Origin of the sequence: Coriobacterium glomerans PW2 (assembly GCF_000195315.1) — a bacterium.
GTDB classification, from domain to species: domain Bacteria; phylum Actinomycetota; class Coriobacteriia; order Coriobacteriales; family Coriobacteriaceae; genus Coriobacterium; species Coriobacterium glomerans.
The window spans coordinates 1,064,761-1,085,787 of the sequence record NC_015389.1 but is presented as its reverse complement, the minus strand read 5'-3'; the positions used below and the strand labels follow the sequence as shown (position 1 = coordinate 1,085,787).

The following is a 21,027-nucleotide window of genomic DNA, read 5'->3' as shown; positions in this document are numbered from 1 at the left end:
CTGAATGTGCTCGCGATCCCAGTGCGAGTGATAGATCACGTGAACCGTCTTTTTTTCATGCCAGTCCTCTAGGCTCCGGGTGTTGGCACGGTATGCGCCGACATGGCATGATCATCCTCGAAAGTCGATCTGATCTATCATCTTGGTGAGCGCTTCCGGATCGTCTTGGTTCAGAATTCCCTCTCGAAACGTCTGATCGATCAGCTTCCTCGCGATCAGACTGAGAAGCTTCAGATGCTCGACGGCGCCTTTCTCCGGAATCGTCAAGGCGATGGCTACCCTCACGGGTTTTCCATCCAAGGCGTTCCAGTCAATCGGGTTATCGAATTTCATCACGAACATACCGGGTCTTATATTGACCGCATCCTTGCAGTGAGGAATCGCGATATGGTCCTTGAATCCCGTCGTTCCCTGATTCTCCCTTCTGATCAGGCCGGCGCAATAGCGCTGCTCATCTGAGACGAAGCCCAGACCATAAGCGAATCTCGCAATCGCTTTGAATGCCTCTGTCTGGGTCGTCGCGCAATCGTTGATTGCAATGTGGTCTTGATTGAAGACACTCGGATCCATGTATCTCATCACCCTTCATGTTCGCTGTACGCGCCGCCGTGGATTCAGATGCCCCCTCTACGCCCCCGTCGGCTCCCCTTGCGTCGCAACTGCGTGATCGGGGGCTTGGTTTCGAGAGAAGCCAATCAGAAGCGCCGTGGTCAGGATCCCTGCGCACACGCAGAGGATCCACGTGAGAAACGGAATGGGCTGCTCGATATAGCCGATGAATGTACCCAAGGGGGACCCGATGCCGCCATAGAACTTGCATCCTGTGGCCGCAGCCAGTCCGCCGGCGACAGCGGAACCGACTACATTGGAGAAGATCATCCTGATGGGATTCGCGGCGACGAAGGGGATCGCTCCCTCGGTAACGCCGACGATGCCCATGCCGAACGCGGCGCTGGCAGCGATCTTCTCATCCTTTGAGAACTTCTTTCTGAACAGCATCGTTGCGAGCCACACGCCCAGCGGAGCGATCGAGATGGCTGCCTGCGTAGCCGTCCCGGGAACGAAGTTCGCTCCGGTGATCCCATATTTGGTCATGGTATCTGTAAAGACAGCCGTGCCGAACACCAAAGCGGTCTTGTTGATCGGACCGCCCAGATCGAACCCGATCATGGCCCCGCAGATCGCGCCGATCAAGATCGGTGCTCCAGCGAAGTTTTTGTTCAGATCTGTCAAGCCCTGATACATCGCGTCCATTCCGACCGAGATGGGATTCCCGATGATGAACAGGACGATCAGCGTGATGACGCTCGTGGCGAGAAACGGAATGATCATGATCGGCACGATCGGAAGCACGATCTTCGGCCATGGAATCCGCTTGAGTGCCTTGACGAGGTACCCGACGATGAACGCGACGACGATGGCCCCGATGAAACCGCCTCCGGCCTCCGTGCCCAGAAATTCCGGATCGTTCACCAGATAGGCACCGATCATCGCCGGGGCTATCGCCGGCTTGTCCGCGATCGAATTCGCGACGAAACCGGCGAACAGGGGGATCATCAACTTGAATCCGACCTGACCGACATAGAACAGCTTCTCCATCAGATAACCCATCTGGGTCGTGTTGTCGAAGCCCCATTTGACGATCCTCCCGAGATCGTCTCTCTGAAAGGCGTAGAGATTGGCGATCGTCAGGATCAGACCAGCGGCGATGACCATCGGGACCATATATGAGATGCCGCTCATGACATGGGTGAGGAAGTTGACCTTCTCCTTGTCGCTTCCAATCTGGATCCTACCGATCTTGGTGCCCTTTTTTCCGAAGACCTCCGCCTCATCGAATGCGCGCTCTATCAGAGATTCTGCATCTTCGATCGCCGGAATCGACTTCGTGACGAAGAGCGGCTTTCCCGTGAAGCGAATCGGGTCGATGTTGATGTCTGACGCGATGATGACGAGATCTGCATCCTCGATGTCTTGGGGCGTCAATACGTTCTCCGCCCCGATGGCGCCGTTCGTTTCCACCTTCACCTCGTAGCCCATGCGCTTCGCAGCCTGTTCGATGGACTCCGCCGCCATGTAGGTGTGCGCGATCCCAGCCGCACACGCGGTTACCGCAACTATTCGTCTCCCCATATTCTGACCCTCCGTTTGGCGTGATCATTTCCTGCAAGCGTAGAATACTCCTGATGATGAATAAAGCATTTTCCTTCACTTGGGTACTGATACCGAGCTTTTCTTGTCAACTGGTACTAGTTTCACTTGAAGCGAGTGGCAATCTGTCTTCATTTATTAAGCCATCCGGGGTCTGTTTTCTTTTCGACTCGACAGAGGGATCTCATTCGCCTCCGAAACGATGTCGAATTCGACAACCATCTTTCTGACGGATCGAATTTGATTACAATGTATCCATATGTTCAGGGGGATCAGGCGCTGCGAAAACGGTTGTTTCGCTACAAGCCAACCGAACTTTCGCCGACGAGAGATACGGCGCTCGCCTTGAGCCGTTGTGAGAGAAGAAGAGGAAAGGAGAGGGTATGAAGTGCCAAGAATGCGGTGCCGATGTAGCCGAAGGAGACAGGCACTGCACTGCATGCGGGGCGCTGATACAGCGCGACGATGCGACGGACCCGGAGGGATCGGCGAGCTCTTCAGAGCCCGACGATTCCGCGACGGACAAAGATGACGGTTGCTCTTCTGATAAGCCGTCCTCATCTTCAGAGAAGACCTCGCAGGCTCATGGCTTCGAACAGAACCCAAAGGATCCGGCCGCACCAGTTGGCGTTGAGCATGCGGACATCGCTTCTGGACCCGCAGCCGTGCCCGCGAAAGCGCATTCGTCGATCGCGGCGGCTCTGTTCGCCATATTCAAGGGCGCATCTCCTGATGCGAGAAGAAAGCGGGTCGCCATCATCGCCGGTGCGATCGCTGTGATCTGCATTCTTATCGGCGTGGTCGTTTTCACCTCGATCGCCAACAGCAATGTTCCGGAAGAAGTCGTGAAAAAGGACTTCGAGAAAAGCTCGTTTGTGAAAAAGGGCAGCGTGCTCTCGACGTACTGCGAGGAAAGCCCCTATAAGATCAAGGAGTTCAAACTCGACGGACAAGAGGACGTGGCGGATACGGGAGGTATCGATACCGCCCTGCTGCATTCGGCGACCGGCAACGCCAAGCTCCGCAACGTGCATATCTCGGGAAAGATAGCGAACGAGAGCTTCGAGACCACCTTTACCGGTCACGTCTGCTACTCAAAGGACGGCAACGGATGGAAGCTCAGCGGGGATCCGATAACGGACACTCACACAAGCATCCCGTTGAAGGGCGTCAGCAAGATGGAGGATACATCGAGCAACCAGTTCCATCTCGGCAGCTCTGTGAAACCCGAGTTCTCTGATGTATCTTCGACGTTGGATGAAAACGATGGAAGCTACACCTCGACAGCGACGGTCAAGGTGAAATACTCGTTCTGGTTTGCCGATGACACCGCTGTGAACAAGCAGAAGTTCACGTTCGATGAAGACGGGGGCTGGACCCCTCAAGGCGACGTCAAGGTGAGCGACACCAAAACGGAGTGGAAGCTGTCAGGCAAAACGTTCGAGTACTCGAAATCTGGCTTTGGCCGCGATCTCACGATGTCCCTTGCCCTCAAAGACTCGGATGGCGGAAATCTCAGCGCTGCGTACACCATCGTCCAAAAGGCGAGCTCCGCCAGTTCGGCATACAAGGATCTCAATCTCTCGGGTACCGCAACCGGCAAACCGGCGCACAAATACGGGGAGGATAACTTCACTCTCCCCTTGAACGACCCTGACCAGCAGGTCAGCTTCAAAGTCGGCAGAGGGTATCCCCAAACCGTAGCCGGTTTTGGCGAAGTCAACACCTTGGATGTCTCCTATGACACGAAGGCTGCGTACATGAGCTTTTTCGGCAGCGAGTCCCACCTTGAGGGGCACAGCACCTTCACGGAGAAGACAGCTGAAAGCAAAGCGGATTAAATCAGGATGGGTTGCCGTGAGGGTCTATTGCATGTCCGACATACACGGATGCGTCGACGAGTTCGAGCGCGCGCTCGAGCAGGTACTGCCCCACCTCGCTGAACCGGGCAGCGAGCTTTTGCTTTTGGGCGACTACGTTCACGGCGGTCCCGCGAGCTTCGCGGTCATCGATCGCATCATGGAGTTGCAGAGCAGATGGCCGGACAAGGTCGTCGCGCTGCGCGGCAACCATGAGCAGATGATGCTCGAGCCCGGATGCGATCTGCCGATGGGCGACGACGAGCGCTCGCATGCCCACAGCGAGAGGGAATATCGCGCATGGCTTCGCGGTCTGCCGTTATACCACGTGGAAGGCCATGTGATCTTCGTCCACGCCGGCATAGACGAGCGGGCCGGTGACCTGTGGCGCTGGGGTACCGATGAGACCACGTTGATCTGGAAATATCCCGCTCAGATCGGCAGGTTCGAGGATGGCTGGGCGATTGTGGCGGGCCACGTGAGCACCGCGACGGTGAGCGGGGACCCCGCGTTTCACGACATCTTCTTCGATGGCGAGGCGCACTACTACATAGATGGGGATGTTCTGGTAAGCGGGCGCATCCCCATCCTTCTCGTTGACACGGCCGAGCACAGGTTTTACGAGGTCAGCGAGGACGGCGAGCGACCGATTTCTCCTTACGGCCGCGATAACGTCGGCAAGGCGTACTGAAAAAATGCTGCGCCGAGCAGCGAGCGGAGATCGTTCCCGAATATGTGCCCGATCACTTTGATATCAGCCAGTATCGCGATCCGTCGCTGCTGCGCTCGAGGATGCGCCCATCGACCAAGGCCCTTCTCAAATAGGCGAAGTCTTGGAAATGTGCTTGCAATGTCGCATTGACCTCAGGCTCGCAATATATGCGATCCGGAGTGAACAAGGATCCCAGATACAGAAGCATCTCCGTACGGTACTTCTGCTTGGATGGAATAGAAGTCATCTTTCCATCCTTGAGATACCTTCGCTTGAAATCGCTCGAGTCTTCGGATTGACGCGTATCCATCGGTATCAACCCCCGTACAGCATAGATGTCACACGAAACCAAGTCTTTGTTGAATATGCTATCAATCCAACCTTTATGGTCAAGTGAGCAGACGCAACTTTTAGCATTATTATGTGTCTTGATCGCCTTCGCACGTCGGAATGAGCGCGCTAAGTGACGAGCTTTCCATTGCTCGCCTCACGTTGTTCCATGAGATACTGAACTTTCAAATTGCCTCAGTTTAACAATGCACTCCGGTAAGCAACGTTGTTTGGTCCTCGATTTTTTAGAGAATCCTTTAACCCGATCGTCCCCGGGAAACTGAAGAAGTAGCTCAAAGAATTCTTATCGTCGTGCACTTTTACACATACTTTGAATTCGCTGATGCTGAAAGCGATGTTTCAGGTGTAGTTCCAAAGATCGAGCTAAGATGTCCACTAGGCAAATCTTCTTCCCGTCGCATAACATGATCTCGGCAGCGGAGATGAAGATCTCGATCTCGCGAACCGGCGCTCTCGCACTGAGCCACAATGCGCATCGGATGATCAAATCACAATCCTGCGAGCGATTTGATCGCAGGACGCGAGAAGAATTTAACAACAACAGGTCTCAGCGGGTCACCCGCGGGCGGCGCTTAAAAGGAAGCCGATTATTCAGCCCTCGGTCACCTTGTAGCCGTCGCCAAGGCGGATGGAAGAATAGACGAAATAATAGACATATTTCCCCTGTTCTCTTTTGCAATCTATCCGCTTCACGATCGCCCGCTCCCCCTCGAAGATATCAACGATCTCGAACCTGCATCCGTCCTTGGGCGCTTTCATCTCCGGGGGGAAAGAAAAGCCCGCGAGAGACCCAAACGTTACCACAGCCAAAATGGCGCACAGAAGGGCACGGAGTAGGTGCGCATTCGCCCACCTGTAAAACTTGAGACGGGCTTTCTTTATGGGGTATTGGAGTTGGTTCACGTGATTGTTATTGAGAAGCCCATGTCAGAGCAAACCAGACGAAGAACCCTACAGCACTATAGGTGCAAACAGCGAAGAAGCTGCTATCCATGTACACAGTGAGCAGCGTCCATATAATGGTGGCAATAAAAAGATGGATTCCGACCGTCGCTATTCCAAACAGAGTCAGGACAAGAGCGGTCGGTGAAATGTGGAAATGAATGTCTCGCACCCGTTTCGCGAGGGCAACTGTCGCGGCACGCGCATCTGGCTCGATGCCATCCTCAAAAAGGAACTCGAGCGCGTCGCGGACTAGAGTCTCGTGGACAAAGAAGATTACCTTTTCGCCATTGAACGCAGTCCCGTGCGCCAAACGGAGATCAAGCTGCTGCTCAGCGAAGCCCTCACCAACATAGGAGGCGATCGGCAGGTTTTCATGAGGAGCATCGATGCAAGCTACCGCTATGAAGGCTACAGCGCGTACTCGATGGACGATCTGGGCTCGCACGGCAGACGATCGGCCTCTGCAAGCGATCCGGCGAAGCGAGGACTATTCGGATCTCACGCGCAGCGATCTTCCGCGCAAAAGGGTCGCGACGGCCATCAGAGATCCGATTGCGATCGTGACCAATGCAGACTGTTCAAGTGGCAACACGATTCCGCAGGCCACCAGCTCGACCAGACCTGCGACTATTGAGTTTCGTCCAGAGAAACGCTGAAGCGACAACCAGGACCTGTCGTCAAGCTCCCAGGGGACCCGAGCGCCGATGAATCGATTCTGCTTCGTCCTGTCTGAGAAGAAGACGCCGTAGACGCCGGAGAGCAGCAGCAGGATTCCGATGAGCGCGAATACGAGTTTAAAAACACTCGAACCGTCAAAAGCGGGATGCAGTGGTAGGGCGGGAGCATTCACAACGATGACGGAAGCGGTAATGACGTTGAAGACGAGAAGAACGACTATCATGGCAACCAGCAGATACTTCCTTGCCACTGTTTTATCCCTGTCAGACGTTGTAGAGTATTTCAGTGCGTATCGGTTTATCAGCTGAATCCCGCATGCGACCACGAAAAAGATCACGGGAAAAGCCGCTATCATGGATTTATTGGCCCATCCGTTCGCCACGCCTGACAAACCAAAATGGATTGCGATTCTGTCTTGGATGTAGGGGTAGAACGCGTACGTGACGATGAAGGGCAAAATCGACAGGATCCAGTAGATCGCCAGCAGATATCTTCTTGGTGAATTCTTCGGCATCGTTCTTCCTTTCTTTCAAGCCTCGTTCGCAACGACAGAACGCGAACAGCTGATTTTGATGACTGATTTTTCAAAACCAGAAGTCCGGTGTTAACAGCATTTTTAACATTCGTACCGTAGAGTTTATACGTGCCTCTCCAGTCAGTGCTTACAATACTTGCAACCGTTATTCCCAGCACATCGTATGAGTCATTTTTGTCAAGTATAATATCTGAATAATTAAAGTAATTCTGAACTGAGGTTACCATAGCATTGTATTTATGGCAGATATTTCTTTGCAAGAGGGTGTATTGTTTGACGACATCGGATCCTATGGCGAAATTTAAAAACAAGCTGATGACGCTATCATTATTGAAATGATGATCAACATAGTGCGACCGATATTCTCCTTCATATTGTATAGAAAATGCTTGATTATCATTTCTTGATCACACGTTTGGAAGGGGCTGAGGCTTTTGATCTTGTACGACTCGGTTTCCCATCTGCTCTCCTCAAGAAAGTAAGCATTGGGAACCTTCGAATTCATATATATCAGTCCTTTTGAAGTGATCTCAGACCTAGGCTTCATAGATCCATCTGAGGCCTCGCTTTTCGAACATAATATGATCAAATTGGAGTGAATCTGAGAAATCATGGACTTTCTGGGAATCGGACAAGGATACTATGGACATCGTCGGGACTGCCCGTTTGCATCGGCGTAGGGCCCCTGTGCCCGGCTTAGCGTCGGCTCGATGCGGCCGCGGCGAGCGCTGATCTGAGCTCATCGCCAATCGCCTCGTTGAACTTCACCTGTGCCGTACTGGTCGTGTGTTTTCGTTTCTCCTTGGTGATGCGGCTCCAGATGAGCTTACCTTCATCGTCCGTGCAGTCCGCCCACCGGGCAATGCTGTCCCATCTGATCTTCCAAGGTGCATTCCGCCGATCCGTGTTGATGAACGACCTATCACGAAAATGAACCGCCACGCATTCGCCAAAGTTTTTTTCAATATGCTTGACCCAGAACTTGAACGGTCCGGGCTGAACGATAAAGACGCAACTGGTGTAGCAGATGAGATCCCGGATCAGAGCCAGCGCCATCTCCTGAGAGGGTAGAAGGGCCTCGCTGATCTGGTCACGATCGATGCCGTTCAGCAGCTTTCGCAGAGACTTCTCGCAATGGCAGCGTCTGATATTGTGAGTCGGATAGCCGGACACCTCGATCTGCGCAAGCCGAACGCCAAGCCAGTCGGACAGAGCGTTCCAGTTATCTGTCCCGACTGAGGCACAGACGAACCTGCACAACGACGCGTACAGCTCCTCACGGTGCCATCTCCATGTTTCAGAGCTGCTCAGCCACGGTAGGAACGGCTTGGCTTCAGCGAATGATCTGAGAACTTCGTCCTGATCCTTATCGAACAGTCTGGCCTCCTCAGCGTCGGACGGCCGCTGCGCGAACTGGGGGTTGTACCCCAGCACCACGATGCGCGTTCCTTTGTGAAATGACCCCATGAAGGGATGAGGGGGTATGGGCCTGAGCATGGCTTTCGGGTGAAACGCGGTGCAACCGCTCACCCATCGAATGTGAAGTATTTGCAGCGGAATCACAGTCGGATTGTCGATCGGGAGCAGCCGCGCGTGGGAGACATCTCCCTCAAATCCGTTGATGTAGTAGAGGAAGCCCTCGTTTCCCTTTCTCTTAAACCATTCGGAGGCCTTCCCTTTGAGCTGCTCCTCGATACGGCGGATGTCATCAGGGTGCATCGCCGCGAGCAGGCCACGGTTCTCGATGGCCATTTCGCGCCATTCCGTCGTGGAGGTCTTTCCGAAAAGGAAGTTTTTGTCGCCCCAGAACTCTCGCAACTTCTGAGCGGACTTCAATTCCTTTGATTTCCCGTCAGTTGAACCGGATAGCGCGGCCGGTGCTGATTCGTCGCTCATGGCATCCCCTCTCGTTCGCATCATGGTAACGTGCCGGCCCTCTCATCGCAACAACCAAAGGAATCCTATTGGTACAAAGTGGCCTCCGCTTCGTCTGTGGCGTGTTGATTTTCAATAATACTTGAGCAGAATAATCACGGAGATTGAAAAGAACGAGGTAGTGGCGATTCGTCGGACCGCATGCGTGAAGGTGCCATCGGTGCGCTCGAGGCGTCTGCCGTGCGTGAGACAGCGGTCCGGTGCCGCGTGCCTCTCGCTCCTCGCTGCGGCGGGACAGCTTGGAGCCGCGATCGGACTCGATACCGCAGGCCCTCTCAACGAGCCGCTCGCGGTACCGGACCCTGAGCAACCGAGGACTCGAGCAGCTGATCTCCCTGATGGTGTCCGCGGAACTGAGCTCATACCTCTCATATAAGTCGAGCGCCCTCTCCCTATGCTCCCTCGTGCAGCGCGCCATGAAGATGGCACCTCCTCGCATACAGTCTGACAAATCGGCACCACTTCATTTTGCTCAGAAACTGTTGACTAAATACAGCATCTCGAGCCCCGGAGCGAGCGCGGCGCCGGTCCGGAACCCTAAAGGCCAGCGCCGAAGAGGATGTCTTGGCTGTAGAGGTTCCCTTCCGGTGAGGCATTTATACTGTTTGGAGTCACCATAGGATATCTGTTTTTACAGAATAATCGGAAGTGCGGAAGAGAAGTAAGCCAGCTGCATTTTCCGGTCTGTAACCGCTTCTCCACGGGGCTTTCCCCCGTGAGGACCACAGAATAAGAGGACCGCATCGGATTCAACTGGGATGCAGCCCTCTCCTCCTCTGTGAATAAAATCAGACGTATCTTCTGATCACATAGATGGATCCGAATCCGAGACCATAGTATATGAGATCGCGGGCTACGCGCGGTAGCGCCAACATGGCAATAAATAGAACGGGAAGCAGCGCGATGAACAGGAGATCTGCTGTGAATCGATACCTCGAGGCCCGGGCCTTGCCTGATTTGAACTCATTCCGGAGAAATAGAACGACAGAGACACCCGCAACTGCTGCAGACATGACCACAACTGTAACATTATCACGCGGATCGTTCGAACTCAGAAGAAGGGGTTCTCCCCTGATTCCAGGAATGCTGACAGGACGCCTAGACCCAGCGCGGCCTAAGAGCAAGTGCGATCTTGGCGCGTCCCAGCCTCGGCCACTCGGCCAGATCGGCATCGCGCTCGATAGGCTCGAGGTGGTGTCGCAGAATGTATACCGCCTCGCGACCTCGTCTGAGCGCGCTGAGCGGCCCTATGCAGCGCAGGGGTCCCCGGCAGCGAACCCGCTCCGGATGCAGGCCCTGCGAGCAGCTCAAGACCCCTCTCGCGCGCGAGCTCCGCGTAGGGCGCCGCTCTGCGGTTTAGCGACGCGCCGCCGTCAGGCTCCAGCGAGCCGACAAGCAGCCGGCCGTCCACTGCCCCGGCGGGCACCTGCCCGGAAGCTGCTAGCACCGCCGCCGCGATCGCCAGCTCAATGTGGCGGTCAGAGGCGGCGAGGCGGATCGAATCGTTGTCTTGATCGAATGACGACACCGTAATCGTCACCGACGCGTGCGGCACGGCGTAGCCCGCGCCCCGGATCGCACAACGGACCCGCGGGCGCAGCTCGAGCGCGGCGGCGTCGCTCACCCCGTTGAAAACGAACTGCGCCATTCCACGCTCGATGCAACACTCTATTTTCACAGGCCGCGCCTCCACTCCTCTTATGACAGCCGATGCCACGGTCTCGTTTCCGGTCGCCACCATCCCACTCATCGCTTTCCTCTCTTTCCGGGCTTCCTTCTCGTCCCTGTCGATCTTTCTCAGGGCGATGGCGGGTGCCTGCGCCCGCCATCGCTTGTATGCGATGCGAGCCGCAGGGGACTCCGCGTCAAGGGAACTGCGCGAAGGGAGCGCGCGGGCTCTTCGCCCCTCCTGCACGGGAGATCCCATGTGAATCTACCTCGCGGGATGGGGTTCCGCGACCCAGATGCCCGGAGCCGCGGCATCGCGACTAAACGGCAGGGCGCGAAGGAGGCGTCGACCATCCATCCAGACCACCTTCGAGCCATGGTTCGCCACAGCCTCCCCCTGATTCTTGTAGGGGCCGACAGGGGTACTGCCGGCGAGGCGCGAGGGCAGAGAGGGGCAATGCCGAGGATCTCTGATCCGCTCGACACGGTCCAAGAGACGAATTCCGCGTTATAGTAAAGGATAGAAGCCATGCATTGTCATGAGCAAGATGGGAGCCAGAACCATGAATAGTGCCCAAGAGCTAAAAATCCCCGTCTCAATGAAGCATCTCGGCGCGAGGGGGCTGGAGATCGATCTTCGCGAATCGCAAATGACATGGGCTCCCAACGGTGTTGGCAAAAGCTCGATATACCGGGCTCTGAAGGAGAAGGGGCCGAAAAAGGTCTCCTTTGTGGAATGCAGCGATTACCGCGCCAACTTCGCGAAATCCGCGAAAAATAAACTAACCATCAGCGCGCGGGTGCAGAGCATAAGCGAACTCAAGAATCAGACCGAGCAGCTTCTTACCGGCTGCGCATTCGTGGACAATCTTAAATCTATGGGCTTAACCAATGCAAAGACAATCGGGATCGCGGTACCCTCGCACCCCAAAGCAAAAGCAGACTTGGCCGGAGACCTTGAGCAATTCAGCAAAGCGGACGCCGACGGTCTTATAGACGCGCTCAAAGGCGCGGACTTGCAGTTCTTTGTCTCCCACTGGCGCGACCTTCAAAAGGCCAAATCGCTCAAAGAGGAAATCGAACCGTTTCGCAATGAGATCATCGCCGATGCCGTCGAGAGCATAGAGCGATGGATCGACGAAGGCGAGAGGACCTGTCCGGTCTGCGGTGCATCCCACGGGCGATCCGTTGCGAGCATCATCAGGGAAAAGCACAGACAAGCATGCCAGATTGAAGCTCGGACGCTACAGGATTATCAGCGATCTCATCCGGGAGAGGATGCCGCCACCATGGCGAAGGGCTACGATACGCTGCTCAAGGTGGCGTCAGACGCCAAGTTGACATCCGAGGACGCGGTCTTCAGCCTCTGTCTCTGCGGTGGCAGCAAAGACAACTCGAAGCGCATCGAAGCGAATTCCACTGAGTTCAGGAAACTAAGCAAGCGGATTGCGAAGTTCGAGGCGATGCGAGATCGGTTCTACTGCAACATCTTGAAACGTAAAGACGAGCTCGTCAGCTTGCTCACGGTCAAGTTTGACGTCAAGGAGGAGGCCATAAAGTTCGATGATGTCGACAAGGCACTTACCGTCACGCTTCCGCGCAAAGTGGACACGTACAGCACGGGCGAGATCGACCTGCTCCTCATCCTGGTAAAGATCAACGACTTCGTCGCGAGCGATGACGACACGCTGGTGCTTGACGACCCGATCACCAGCTTCGACACAGCTAATCAATACGCGGTGATCTTCGATCTCATCGACATCATCAGCTCGGTCAAAAAGACAGTCATCATGTTCACCCACAACAGCAACTGCATAAACATAGCCTACTCGCAGTATCCGAATTGCTTCAAATATGAAAGCCTCGATCGCTGGTCCGATGGCCTGAGGAAGCAGCCCATCACGATCGATGATAGCGAGGACTCCCCCCGACCTCTCAGTCAGGCCGCTTTGATCGAGCAGGTTGGAAGGATGGGATGCAAGACATACAACACCAAGATCAAATATCTCAAGGCGGTCGCGGAGCGAGAAAGCGTCCCCGGGCTAAACGCTGTGTTTCACTATGACGCGCCATTGTGTTCCGTTGACTATGAAAAAGAGAAACTTTGCAACGAGTATCTTGCCAAGCTTATCGAGTCCTTCGAGCCCGATAGCTTGAACAAGAGCTCGTTTGCCTGCCGTTGCCTTGACAAGGAGTTGCTGATGATCGCTCTGCGCGTCTGGGTCGAGAAACAGCTTTACGAAGATCAGCTCAACGAAAGCTGCTCACCTGATCTCTTTGGTAAGGCCAAGACTCTCGGGACGCGCATCGAGGCCATCTTCCCGAAAGACGGCCCTTCAAGCTGGCACGGCCCCGACACGGTTACGCGCGCCTATCTCATGGGGAAGAGAGTCATGTTGAATCAATCGTCCCACTCCGGGGCTCAGCCGGTGCCGTTTGAATACGCCCTTAATCTATCCGCCTACGAAATCGATAAAATGGTACAGGACATCAAGGCGCACTTTGGAGAATAGCGACTGTCGTGCCATGTCCGCAGGCCTGGTCGGAGACGCGGCGTCGCCGCCGTCACAGGCCGCCGATGCGGCCGCTCAGCTCCGAGCATCCAACAGGCTCAGGGCCGCCCACCGGATAACTCAAGTTCACATCGGAACCCGGCGTTCCGATCGGTCGATGCGCATGGTGTGCCGCCGGGCATCTGCCCACGCCTTCTGCGTGAGCTTGACCTTGCGCGAAACCATCTCGGCCGACGGAACGGCGCAAACGCCTCTCGTCTCACACCCCACACCGGAATCGAGAAGGCTCCGGATCAGCTCGAGAGCGTCTTCCACGACGCCGCCGAAGCTGTACGAGGCGCAGAGGCGACCTGCGAATCTGCGCTCGAGGACCAGCCTGTCGAGCGCCGCTCTGCTCCGCCGATCCAGCGACAGCGTCACCTCGTGCGTAGGCCGCCGCGAGCCGTCGGGATGGGGACGCCGCCGGCGCGGAGCGCCGGCGGCGCACATACTCAATGACTCGACGGGCACGTTCGCCTCGCACTTGCAGGACGCGCTCCCCAGCGGTGCCGCGTCGGTACCGGGTTGCCTCACCTGCCGAGGATGCTGGAGATCGCTTTCAGCTCGCTGGAGCCAGCTTCGCGGCTCACAGCCGGCCGTCCGCGATGCCGCCCTCCAGAGCCGAAGTTTTCGTCCTGAACCCCATCCAGTCCATGACGGTCCTCGTGTCCAGAAGATGCTCGTATGAGGCATCTCTAATCGCGGGAGCGTCTCAGAGCGATGCGCCGTCCATCTGCGCCCTCACCACGGCGGCGGCGAGCGGAATCCGACGCGCGAACACCTTGAAGCCGAGCGCCGGCAGATGCTCCTCGAACTGGCGCCTGCGAGGCCTCTCGAGCTTTGTGGTGACCCGATACAGCCCTATCATCACCGCGGGATCGTTTACCCAGTGCGCATCCACCGACTCTGATACCATGTTCAGACACTCCCCAATTTGGGTTGCCTCCGATTCAAGCCCTGGCGTGGTCGTCGGCACGATGAGGTGCTTCACGCCGACGAGGATCGCCCGTACCGATAATTTGTTCTTTCGTCCCGCCGGCGCCTCGGGAGAAGGGCACCGTGCCACCGTCCAAACCACGCGCCGAGCTGCGATGCTGTTATGAGGCATCACGTGCCACCGTCTCATCATAGGCGGGTTCAATCGTTCAAATGCCAGGGCACCGTTTGCTCAACGAATGAGCGCGGTAGTCATCTCCAGAGATTCTCATGCAGCCGACCCAATCGGATAAGCCCTGTCGCTGATCCAGGTTGCCGCGAAAAACGGTGCCGGCAACAACGTGCGAAGTGCTTCGTCGTGACGGTTACGCCGACGCAAGGCGACGGCTCGCCGCTTGTTTTCCCAAAGTCGCAGATCGCTCCTCCCGTCCCTGTTGAATCTCGGCACGGCATCCTCTGATCGAATTGAGCTCGACGCGAGTCTCCTCCGCTCGCCATCTGTTCCGATCGCCGCTGTACGGGCGTCATCGCGACCACCGGTTAGAAGACCAAGATCTTTTCTGGCAACCCGCAGGATGCTTCTCCGCGTAGGCCACCCGGATTTTTGAAAGCCTCCGGCAAGGATGCATCGACTGCCAGTTCCCAGCTCCCAGAACGCTGACCCGGCGCCAGATGGCGTCCGAAGCCGATCTCACGAGTCGCCGCGTTACGAGTTCCGTATGTCCAGCCTCACGCGATGATGGTGCTGGGACTTGGTGCGCATCGCGATTCAAACAAGCTGAGCGGCCGATCTGCTTCGCCGCTCCGGCGGAGAATGCGACGGGGTGAACTGGATACCCTCCGCCCTCTGGCGACGTGAGCCTCGCAGAGGAACCCGGCAATTCAATGGAGCCCCATCCTCCTCTCTCTGATGCGATTCAAGAGTCTGCAACGAGTCCAAACCTCGTCAGAATCACAACCAAAGAGCCGCAGCGACGAGACGAAGGGTCAAAAGACAGCGCCAAGGATGCCTGTTCGCCTGATGGGCGATCTCGCGCCGGCAGCGCTAAGCGTCGGAGTCAGCGACCCCCCCCCCGATACGTCAGCAGAACTACTGGATAAAGACGTCCATCGGTCCTTTAATGTATGCGATGGGATTCCTCGAATCGTTCACCCGCATTGTTCTCCCGACCCAGGGGTTGCCGCTCAACACCTTACCCAAGATCTTTATCCTAGGCGCTTCCTCAGCTCTCTTCACACCGGAGATGGACGCGACGCATACAATCTTGGAGTTCGGGTCCACCACGATGGCGTTCTCGCATTCCATGACCCGGGTGGGATCCGCTCTCCAGTCGCCTTGAGCGGCGCGCCAAGCTTCCTCCTCGTTCATTCCGGGTTGCCAGCCGTATTGCGCATCTTGGCAGCCCTCTTCCTTCAGTTTGAGCTTGAGTACTATATTCGTCATGATTTTTTCCTTTTTGACGTCGAACGCCGTTTCATCTAGGTTGGCACAAAACCTAGATACCTATATACCGTAAGCCTATGTTGGAGCCGCTCGCGCGATTTCAGCCTTCCCGCAGCCTCATCGGTAGGCGACAGGGTTGCGCGACCAGTTCACGACCATGGTCCTTCCAAGCAACGGACTACGCTTCTGCACCGATCCGCTGATCCGGATCCTGGCGGAGCCAGCGATCTTTCGGACCTTCGAGATCGAGACGACGCACACGACCTCGGAATCCGGATTCAGGACGATGACGCGCTCGCAGGCCGCCACGCGCTTCCGGCTCGCCCTCCAGTCGCCTTGGGCGGCGCGCCACGCCTCCTGTTCGTCCATTCCCGGCTTCCACCCATACGGTCGTTTCGGACACTCGTCCTGTCTCAATCGAAGTTTGAGCACCAGATCTTCCATGCGATCAGCTCCCTTCGGGTAACGGGTTATTTCAAAAGTATTATAGCATAACTTCGGTAAAAGTATACAAGTTAAAAAGTAAAAAGTATATTCTTCTGCCACATCGCTTTCGCGCAGATCAAGCAAACTGAGCTGCGCCATTCCGAGGTCTTCCCTCACCGTTGATCAGCAACAACCTTGTTGAGGTCCATCGATACCACGCGTGTTCGAAAGAACCGCGCGGGCTTCAACGAAGCACATGCAAAATCTCCGCAACCGATTCCGACGATCGCGCCTTGCGTGGCGGCTTTTTGCTCGCTCTTTGGCGGCACCGGCTTCGAATGCGCACCGCGTCCGGTCTCGGACGGGTCACTTCTGACTTGTCGAAACAATTCGACGCGTCCCTCAGACCAAGGCCGTTGTCGATTCACCAAGCTCTCAAGTTCAAACTAGAGATGTAGAGTAAAAGATCGGAAATCATGCGCTGAAAAACAATCCGACGGCCGAACGAGGCGGGGACGGCGATCCATCCCTGTCGGCCTATGAGCGCCCTTCTTGCAGCGATCTCGCAGCGGGCTCGCAATCCGCTCGCAATCCGCTCGCAATCCGGTTGTACACTCGGTTGCACGATGACTCTCTCAAGAAAAAGGCCAGAGCGGACACCCGCTCTGACCTCGTGTTTCGTGGTCGGGACGACTGGATTTGAACCAGCGACCCCTTGACCCCCAGTCAAGTGCGCTACCAAACTGCGCCACGTCCCGAAACATCGCCGCCGCACGCGACAGCACGAATACTTTACTCAACTCCGACTCAACTTGCAAGCTGAAATGACCCATATCTCATAATTGATAAGCGCGCCGCAGGATCTCAAATGCAAGATCGCGTTTTTCTATGAAACCGAGATCGCAGACACCTGCGCGGCCGACCCACCAAGCGCGATCCATGTCCTGATTAAACCCCGATCCGGCGAGCGCGACGTCGTTGGCAACGATAGCATCGCATCCCTTCCGTTGGAGCTTCTCGCGAGCATTGTCGACGACGCGCTCGGTCTCCGCCGCGAATCCGATCACGCGGCGCTCTCCCTTCTCGGCGCTGAGCTGCGCCAAGATATCGGGTGTTCGCACGAGGCGCAGCGACTCGAGCGACTCGGTCCCTTTCTTGAGCTTGTGCGCGGCGGGCTCGGCCGCAGCGTAATCCGAGACCGCTGCGGCGCAGATGAGGGCCGTGGCGTCCGCGAAAGCTGATCGCGCGCACCTGAGCATCTGCTCTGCCGTCTCGACGCGCTCGACGCAGACGCCCTCAGGAGGCGCGATCGTCGTGGGTCCGAGCACGAGGGTCACCTCCGCACCCAGCTCATATGCGGCGCGCGCGAGCTCGACGCCCATCTTCCCCGACGAGCGGTTGCCGATGAAGCGCACCGGATCGATCGGCTCATAGGTCGGCCCCGCCGTGATGACGATCCGCTCACCGGCGAGCGAATCGGATACCGAGCCGTCCGTCCCCTTCCCGCGAGATCTCGGTGCTCGCTCCGTCGCGTCTTTCGAACCAAGTGCGGCCATCACGCGCTCGACGATGTCGCACGGATCGGCGAGGCGGCCCTCCCCGATGTCGCCGCAGGCCAGATAGCCCGCATCCGGAGAGATGATTTGAGCACCGCGCGCGCGCAGCACCTCGATGTTTGCCTGCGTGGCCGCAGCGCGCCACATGTTCACGTTCATGGCGGGCGCGATCAGGATCGGCAAGGCGGTCGCGAGCAGCGTCGTCGAGATGAGATCGTCAGCGATGCCGTGCGCCATCTTCGCGATGATGTTCGCCGTCGCGGGTGCGACGAGCACGACATCGGCCGCCTGCGCAAGCGAGATGTGCTTGATCGGGTCGGACGGATCATCGAACAGCCCCACGGCGACGGGTCTGCGAGTGAGCGCCCGAAAGGTCAGCGGGTCGACGAGTCTCGTCGCGTGCTCGCTCATAGCGACCGTGACATCCACGCCGCGCTTCTGCAGCAGGCGAGCGATCTCGCAGGACTTGTAGGCTGCGATGCAGCCCGTCACGCAGAGCAGAATCGCGGGCGCATGCGGTCCCTGCGCGCTGCCGGACATCACTGCGATATCAGCGCCCGCGGGCACGGATGCGTCGCGCTCACGCATCTTGCGCGCCTCCTCTGTCGTGGACGAGCATGCGATGGCAGTACGGACAGCGGGTGATCTCGCCTTGAAGACGAATGTCGGCCAAGGAGGATGGCTGAAGGGTCGTCCGACATATCGAGGGCGTCACGCCATCAAGATGCTCGATAGCCAGCCCGTCGAAGCGCTTCATGGCCTCAGCGTACTCATCGAGCAGCTCGGAAGGCACGCTCGCTGCGATGCGCTCGCGCTCGGCCTGCTCCTCATCGATCGAAGCCTGAATCTGCGCGGCGCGTTCGCGCGTCTGGCGCGTATCGGCGATGATGGAAGCCTCGAAGCGAGCGATATAATCCTTGAGAGCGCGCTCCTTCTCGACAGCCGAGGCGCGCGCCTCGAGGTTCTCGGCACGGGCGTGCTTGATCTTGTCGAGCCTCTTCGCCAGATTCGTCAGCTCCAGCTCCAGATTCTGAACCTCATGATAGTTCGAGGGGTCGACGCCGTTTCGCTGAGCCGCCTCGACCGCAGCAGAGGTGGTCTTCTCATCGACATCGAGATCCGCGAGTTCTATGTCGATATCCTTGCGCTGCGCGAACAGCTTCATCGCATCGTTTTTCAATTTGAGATATGCCTTGCGCTTGCGCGCGAGATCCTTGAATTCTGGCATCTCTGCCAGAAGAGCCCGCTCACGGGCGAGCGAGAGATCGATTTCTTGAATCTGCAGCAACGACTGACCGACGCTCATAGGAGGTCTCCTTTTGATATGGTCCACCACTGGGCGCTGGACCGTATGATCTTGACCGCATCGCCGGAAAGACCGATGCGGATGAGGCGGCGGGCCAGCACGTCCACGAAGGGCTCCTCAGAGCGATCGTGACCGAGCAGGATGACCGAGCACCCGCAAGCCGCCAGATCCTGACACACATGATAGCCCGCTTCCCCGGTGATCAGGACATCGGCGCCGACATCGATCGCGGCTCCACCAAGATCGCCGAGCGCGCCCGGAACGAAGGCGAGCTTGGCGATCTCACAGGCGGGGTCCCCCCAGACGCGCGGCTCCGTCGAAAACACGCGCGCGACGCGCCGAGCGAGGTCTCCGAGTCGCTCGGGAGCCGTTTTCGCGATCGCGCCGATACCAGCTCGATCAGGTTGGGAGGGGTATTCGAGAGATGTCTGCGCGCCAACGCCCAAAAGCTCGGGGAGGATCGCGCGCGCATCGGGCGAGCGGTCGAGGTTCGTGTGCATCGAGATGACGCTGACGCCCAGTTCCGCAGCAGTGAAGACGGCGGCGGCCCCTTGTGGCGCGGCAGCGCACTCGGGCACGAATGAAGCCGGAGCGGATATGTAGACCGGGTGATGGGTCACCAGGACGCCGGCACCCAGCTCATGCGCCCGACCGACGTTTCGCGGCGACGCGTCGAGCGCCACGCACGCGACGCCGAGTTCCTCGTCCGGTCTGCCGACCGAGAGACCCACGTGGTCCCATGGCTCTGCGACCGACCTCGGATAGCACTCGAAGAGCGAGCGCTCCAGCTCTGAGACCCTCATGATCGCGGACCTGCGGCCGCAAGCTCGCACAGCGCGCGGCAGAACCTATCGAGATCGGCCTCGCGCGCGCGGTCATCGAAGGAGATGCGCAGGGATCCGGACGCAGCCTGCTCATCGATCCCCATCGCCCGCAGCACGTGGCTGGATCCGACAGCGCCCGCGCTGCATGCCGAGCCCGCCGAGACCTCGAAGCCCGCGGCGTCCAAGCGCAAGATCAGATCCTCGGACTCAATACCCTGGACGAGCACGGAGACGATCCCGGGCAGTCGCTGCGCGCGCTCGACGTCCGGAACGGAAGATCGTATGCGCGGGCAGCTTGCGAGCTGCCGGTACACCTTATCGGAGAGAGCGCGAACCCGAGAGGCGTGCTCGACGATGCGCGGAGCGAGCGCGCGACAGACCGCTGCGAGCGCGACGTGGCTGCGCACATCCTGCGTGCCGGCGCGCCTGCCCGCCTCCTGGCCCCCGCCCAGGAGGCGGGGCCGCAGCGGAGTGCGTCCCCGCAGGTAGAGACCGCCCGTGGCGACCGGCCCGCCCACCTTGTGGCCCGCCAGGGACAACGCGTCGCATCCGAGCTCGTCCACATCGATGGGAATATGCAGGAAACCCTGAATCGCATCGGTGTGGAACCGTGCCCCGACGCGATGCGTCAGCTCCGCCAGCTCGCGAACGGGCTGGATGACGCCGGTCTCGTTGTTCGCGAGCATGATCGATGCGAGCGCGACCCGATCATCCAGAAGCCGCGCCAATCCATCCGGCTCGACGCGCCCCGATCGGGCCGGGGCGACGATATCGGTCTCGAACCCGGCTTCATGAAGGAGCCCGAGATTATCCAGAATCGAATCATGCTCGATGCCTGAGACGATCACGCGGGTGCGCTTTCGATCGCGCGCGCGGACGCCTTCGGCGATGCCGAGAAGCGCAAGCTGATTGGCCTCGGTGCCACCCGCCGTGAGAACGAGCTCCGAGGGGCGCACGCGCGCCCCGAGGCAGCTTGCGATATCGGCTCGAGCGCGCTCGAGCCGGGCGGCCGCACGCCGTCCGAGCGTATGCAAGGCGTTGGGATTCGCCCCGGCGATATCGCTGGCGTCATAGGCGCTCTGGGCGGCTATCGCCTCCGGTCGCATCGGAGTCGACGCGGCGTAATCAAGGTTGACTGGCGGCATGTTC

The 21,027-nt window shown here is 57.8% G+C and carries 20 protein-coding genes, 1 tRNA gene and 1 pseudogene; 3 read left to right on the top strand and 19 right to left on the bottom strand.

All coding sequences use genetic code 11. The features are described from left to right. Positions 1-111: 111 nt before the first annotated feature. Both CORGL_RS04780 and CORGL_RS04775 read right to left on the bottom strand, forming a co-directional pair. On the bottom strand, positions 112-579 hold the full coding sequence (locus CORGL_RS04780; RefSeq protein ID WP_216476076.1) for a PTS sugar transporter subunit IIA: 468 nt from the start codon (positions 577-579) through the stop codon (positions 112-114). A 48-nt stretch (positions 580-627) separates the two neighbouring features. Beyond that, on the bottom strand, positions 628-2,133 hold the full coding sequence (locus tag CORGL_RS04775) for a PTS fructose transporter subunit IIC (RefSeq protein ID WP_013708785.1): 1,506 nt from the start codon (positions 2,131-2,133) through the stop codon (positions 628-630). Between the two features lie 401 nt (positions 2,134-2,534). Between CORGL_RS04775 and CORGL_RS04770 the strand changes: the two genes are divergently transcribed. Continuing rightward, entirely contained in the window at positions 2,535-3,992 is a 1,458-nt protein-coding gene (locus tag CORGL_RS04770) for a zinc ribbon domain-containing protein (protein WP_013708784.1), read from the top strand. A 31-nt stretch (positions 3,993-4,023) separates the two neighbouring features. Beyond that, complete coding sequence (locus CORGL_RS04765) at positions 4,024-4,701, top strand: metallophosphoesterase family protein (RefSeq protein ID WP_013708783.1); 678 nt, start codon at positions 4,024-4,026, stop codon at positions 4,699-4,701. A gap of 52 nt (positions 4,702-4,753) precedes the next feature. Here the strand turns inward: CORGL_RS04765 and CORGL_RS10215 are convergent, their stop codons facing one another. The 8 genes and pseudogenes from CORGL_RS10215 to CORGL_RS10205 all read right to left on the bottom strand — a co-directional run. Next, positions 4,754-4,969, bottom strand: coding sequence for a DUF2087 domain-containing protein (locus CORGL_RS10215; protein ID WP_172633539.1), 216 nt, complete (start codon positions 4,967-4,969; stop codon positions 4,754-4,756). A gap of 695 nt (positions 4,970-5,664) precedes the next feature. Then, the gene (locus CORGL_RS09815) at positions 5,665-5,832 is read right to left on the bottom strand and encodes a hypothetical protein (RefSeq protein WP_156789807.1); all 168 of its coding nucleotides are present in this window, start codon (positions 5,830-5,832) and stop codon (positions 5,665-5,667) included. A 151-nt stretch (positions 5,833-5,983) separates the two neighbouring features. Next, positions 5,984-6,463, bottom strand: a complete 480-nt coding sequence (locus CORGL_RS10210) for a hypothetical protein (protein ID WP_041738611.1) — start codon at positions 6,461-6,463, stop codon at positions 5,984-5,986. A 42-nt stretch (positions 6,464-6,505) separates the two neighbouring features. Further along, positions 6,506-7,210, bottom strand: coding sequence for a DUF1648 domain-containing protein (locus CORGL_RS04745; RefSeq protein WP_013708780.1), 705 nt, complete (start codon positions 7,208-7,210; stop codon positions 6,506-6,508). A 717-nt stretch (positions 7,211-7,927) separates the two neighbouring features. Next, positions 7,928-9,127 carry a hypothetical protein gene (locus CORGL_RS04735; RefSeq protein WP_013708778.1) on the bottom strand — a complete coding sequence of 400 codons (1,200 nt, stop codon included), beginning with the start codon at positions 9,125-9,127 and terminating at the stop codon, positions 7,928-7,930. 827 nt (positions 9,128-9,954) lie between these two features. Continuing rightward, complete coding sequence (locus tag CORGL_RS04725) at positions 9,955-10,179, bottom strand: hypothetical protein (protein WP_156789805.1); 225 nt, start codon at positions 10,177-10,179, stop codon at positions 9,955-9,957. An 85-nt stretch (positions 10,180-10,264) separates the two neighbouring features. Further along, positions 10,265-10,477, bottom strand: a complete 213-nt coding sequence (locus CORGL_RS10080; protein ID WP_245526883.1) for a hypothetical protein — start codon at positions 10,475-10,477, stop codon at positions 10,265-10,267. Between the two features lie 55 nt (positions 10,478-10,532). Beyond that, positions 10,533-10,814, bottom strand: a pseudogene (locus tag CORGL_RS10205) (magnesium chelatase domain-containing protein); the annotation flags it as partial. 559 nt (positions 10,815-11,373) lie between these two features. Between CORGL_RS10205 and CORGL_RS04715 the strand changes: the two are divergent. Further along, entirely contained in the window at positions 11,374-13,347 is a 1,974-nt protein-coding gene (locus CORGL_RS04715; RefSeq protein ID WP_156789804.1) for an ATP-binding protein, read from the top strand. Positions 13,348-13,473: 126 nt separating this feature from the next. Here CORGL_RS04715 and CORGL_RS04710 read toward each other — a convergent pair whose 3' ends face one another. From CORGL_RS04710 to CORGL_RS04665, 9 genes are all read right to left on the bottom strand, one after another. After that, complete coding sequence (locus CORGL_RS04710; RefSeq protein ID WP_156789802.1) at positions 13,474-13,920, bottom strand: hypothetical protein; 447 nt, start codon at positions 13,918-13,920, stop codon at positions 13,474-13,476. Positions 13,921-14,098: 178 nt separating this feature from the next. Beyond that, a complete protein-coding gene (locus tag CORGL_RS09805) occupies positions 14,099-14,302 on the bottom strand; it encodes a hypothetical protein (RefSeq protein ID WP_013708773.1) in 204 nt (67 codons plus the stop codon). Positions 14,303-15,412: 1,110 nt separating this feature from the next. Continuing rightward, positions 15,413-15,766 (bottom strand): hypothetical protein, encoded by a 354-nt coding sequence (locus CORGL_RS04700; RefSeq protein ID WP_013708772.1) that lies wholly within the window; start codon positions 15,764-15,766, stop codon positions 15,413-15,415. A 117-nt stretch (positions 15,767-15,883) separates the two neighbouring features. Then, on the bottom strand, positions 15,884-16,210 hold the full coding sequence (locus CORGL_RS04695) for a hypothetical protein (protein WP_013708771.1): 327 nt from the start codon (positions 16,208-16,210) through the stop codon (positions 15,884-15,886). A gap of 663 nt (positions 16,211-16,873) precedes the next feature. Continuing rightward, positions 16,874-16,950: transfer RNA gene (locus CORGL_RS04685), tRNA-Pro, on the bottom strand. Positions 16,951-17,028: 78 nt separating this feature from the next. Further along, positions 17,029-18,336, bottom strand: a complete 1,308-nt coding sequence (gene coaBC / locus CORGL_RS04680) for a bifunctional phosphopantothenoylcysteine decarboxylase/phosphopantothenate--cysteine ligase CoaBC (RefSeq protein WP_013708770.1) — start codon at positions 18,334-18,336, stop codon at positions 17,029-17,031. Next, a complete protein-coding gene (locus CORGL_RS04675) occupies positions 18,329-19,054 on the bottom strand; it encodes a zinc ribbon domain-containing protein (RefSeq protein ID WP_013708769.1) in 726 nt (241 codons plus the stop codon). The genes coaBC and CORGL_RS04675 overlap by 8 nt, the downstream gene beginning before the upstream one ends. Next, the gene (locus CORGL_RS04670; RefSeq protein ID WP_013708768.1) at positions 19,051-19,857 is read right to left on the bottom strand and encodes a Nif3-like dinuclear metal center hexameric protein; all 807 of its coding nucleotides are present in this window, start codon (positions 19,855-19,857) and stop codon (positions 19,051-19,053) included. The genes CORGL_RS04675 and CORGL_RS04670 overlap by 4 nt, the downstream gene beginning before the upstream one ends. Continuing rightward, positions 19,854-21,023: a cysteine desulfurase family protein gene (locus CORGL_RS04665; RefSeq protein ID WP_013708767.1), complete on the bottom strand. Its 1,170-nt coding sequence runs from the start codon at positions 21,021-21,023 to the stop codon at positions 19,854-19,856. The genes CORGL_RS04670 and CORGL_RS04665 overlap by 4 nt, the downstream gene beginning before the upstream one ends. Positions 21,024-21,027: the final 4 nt, after the last annotated feature.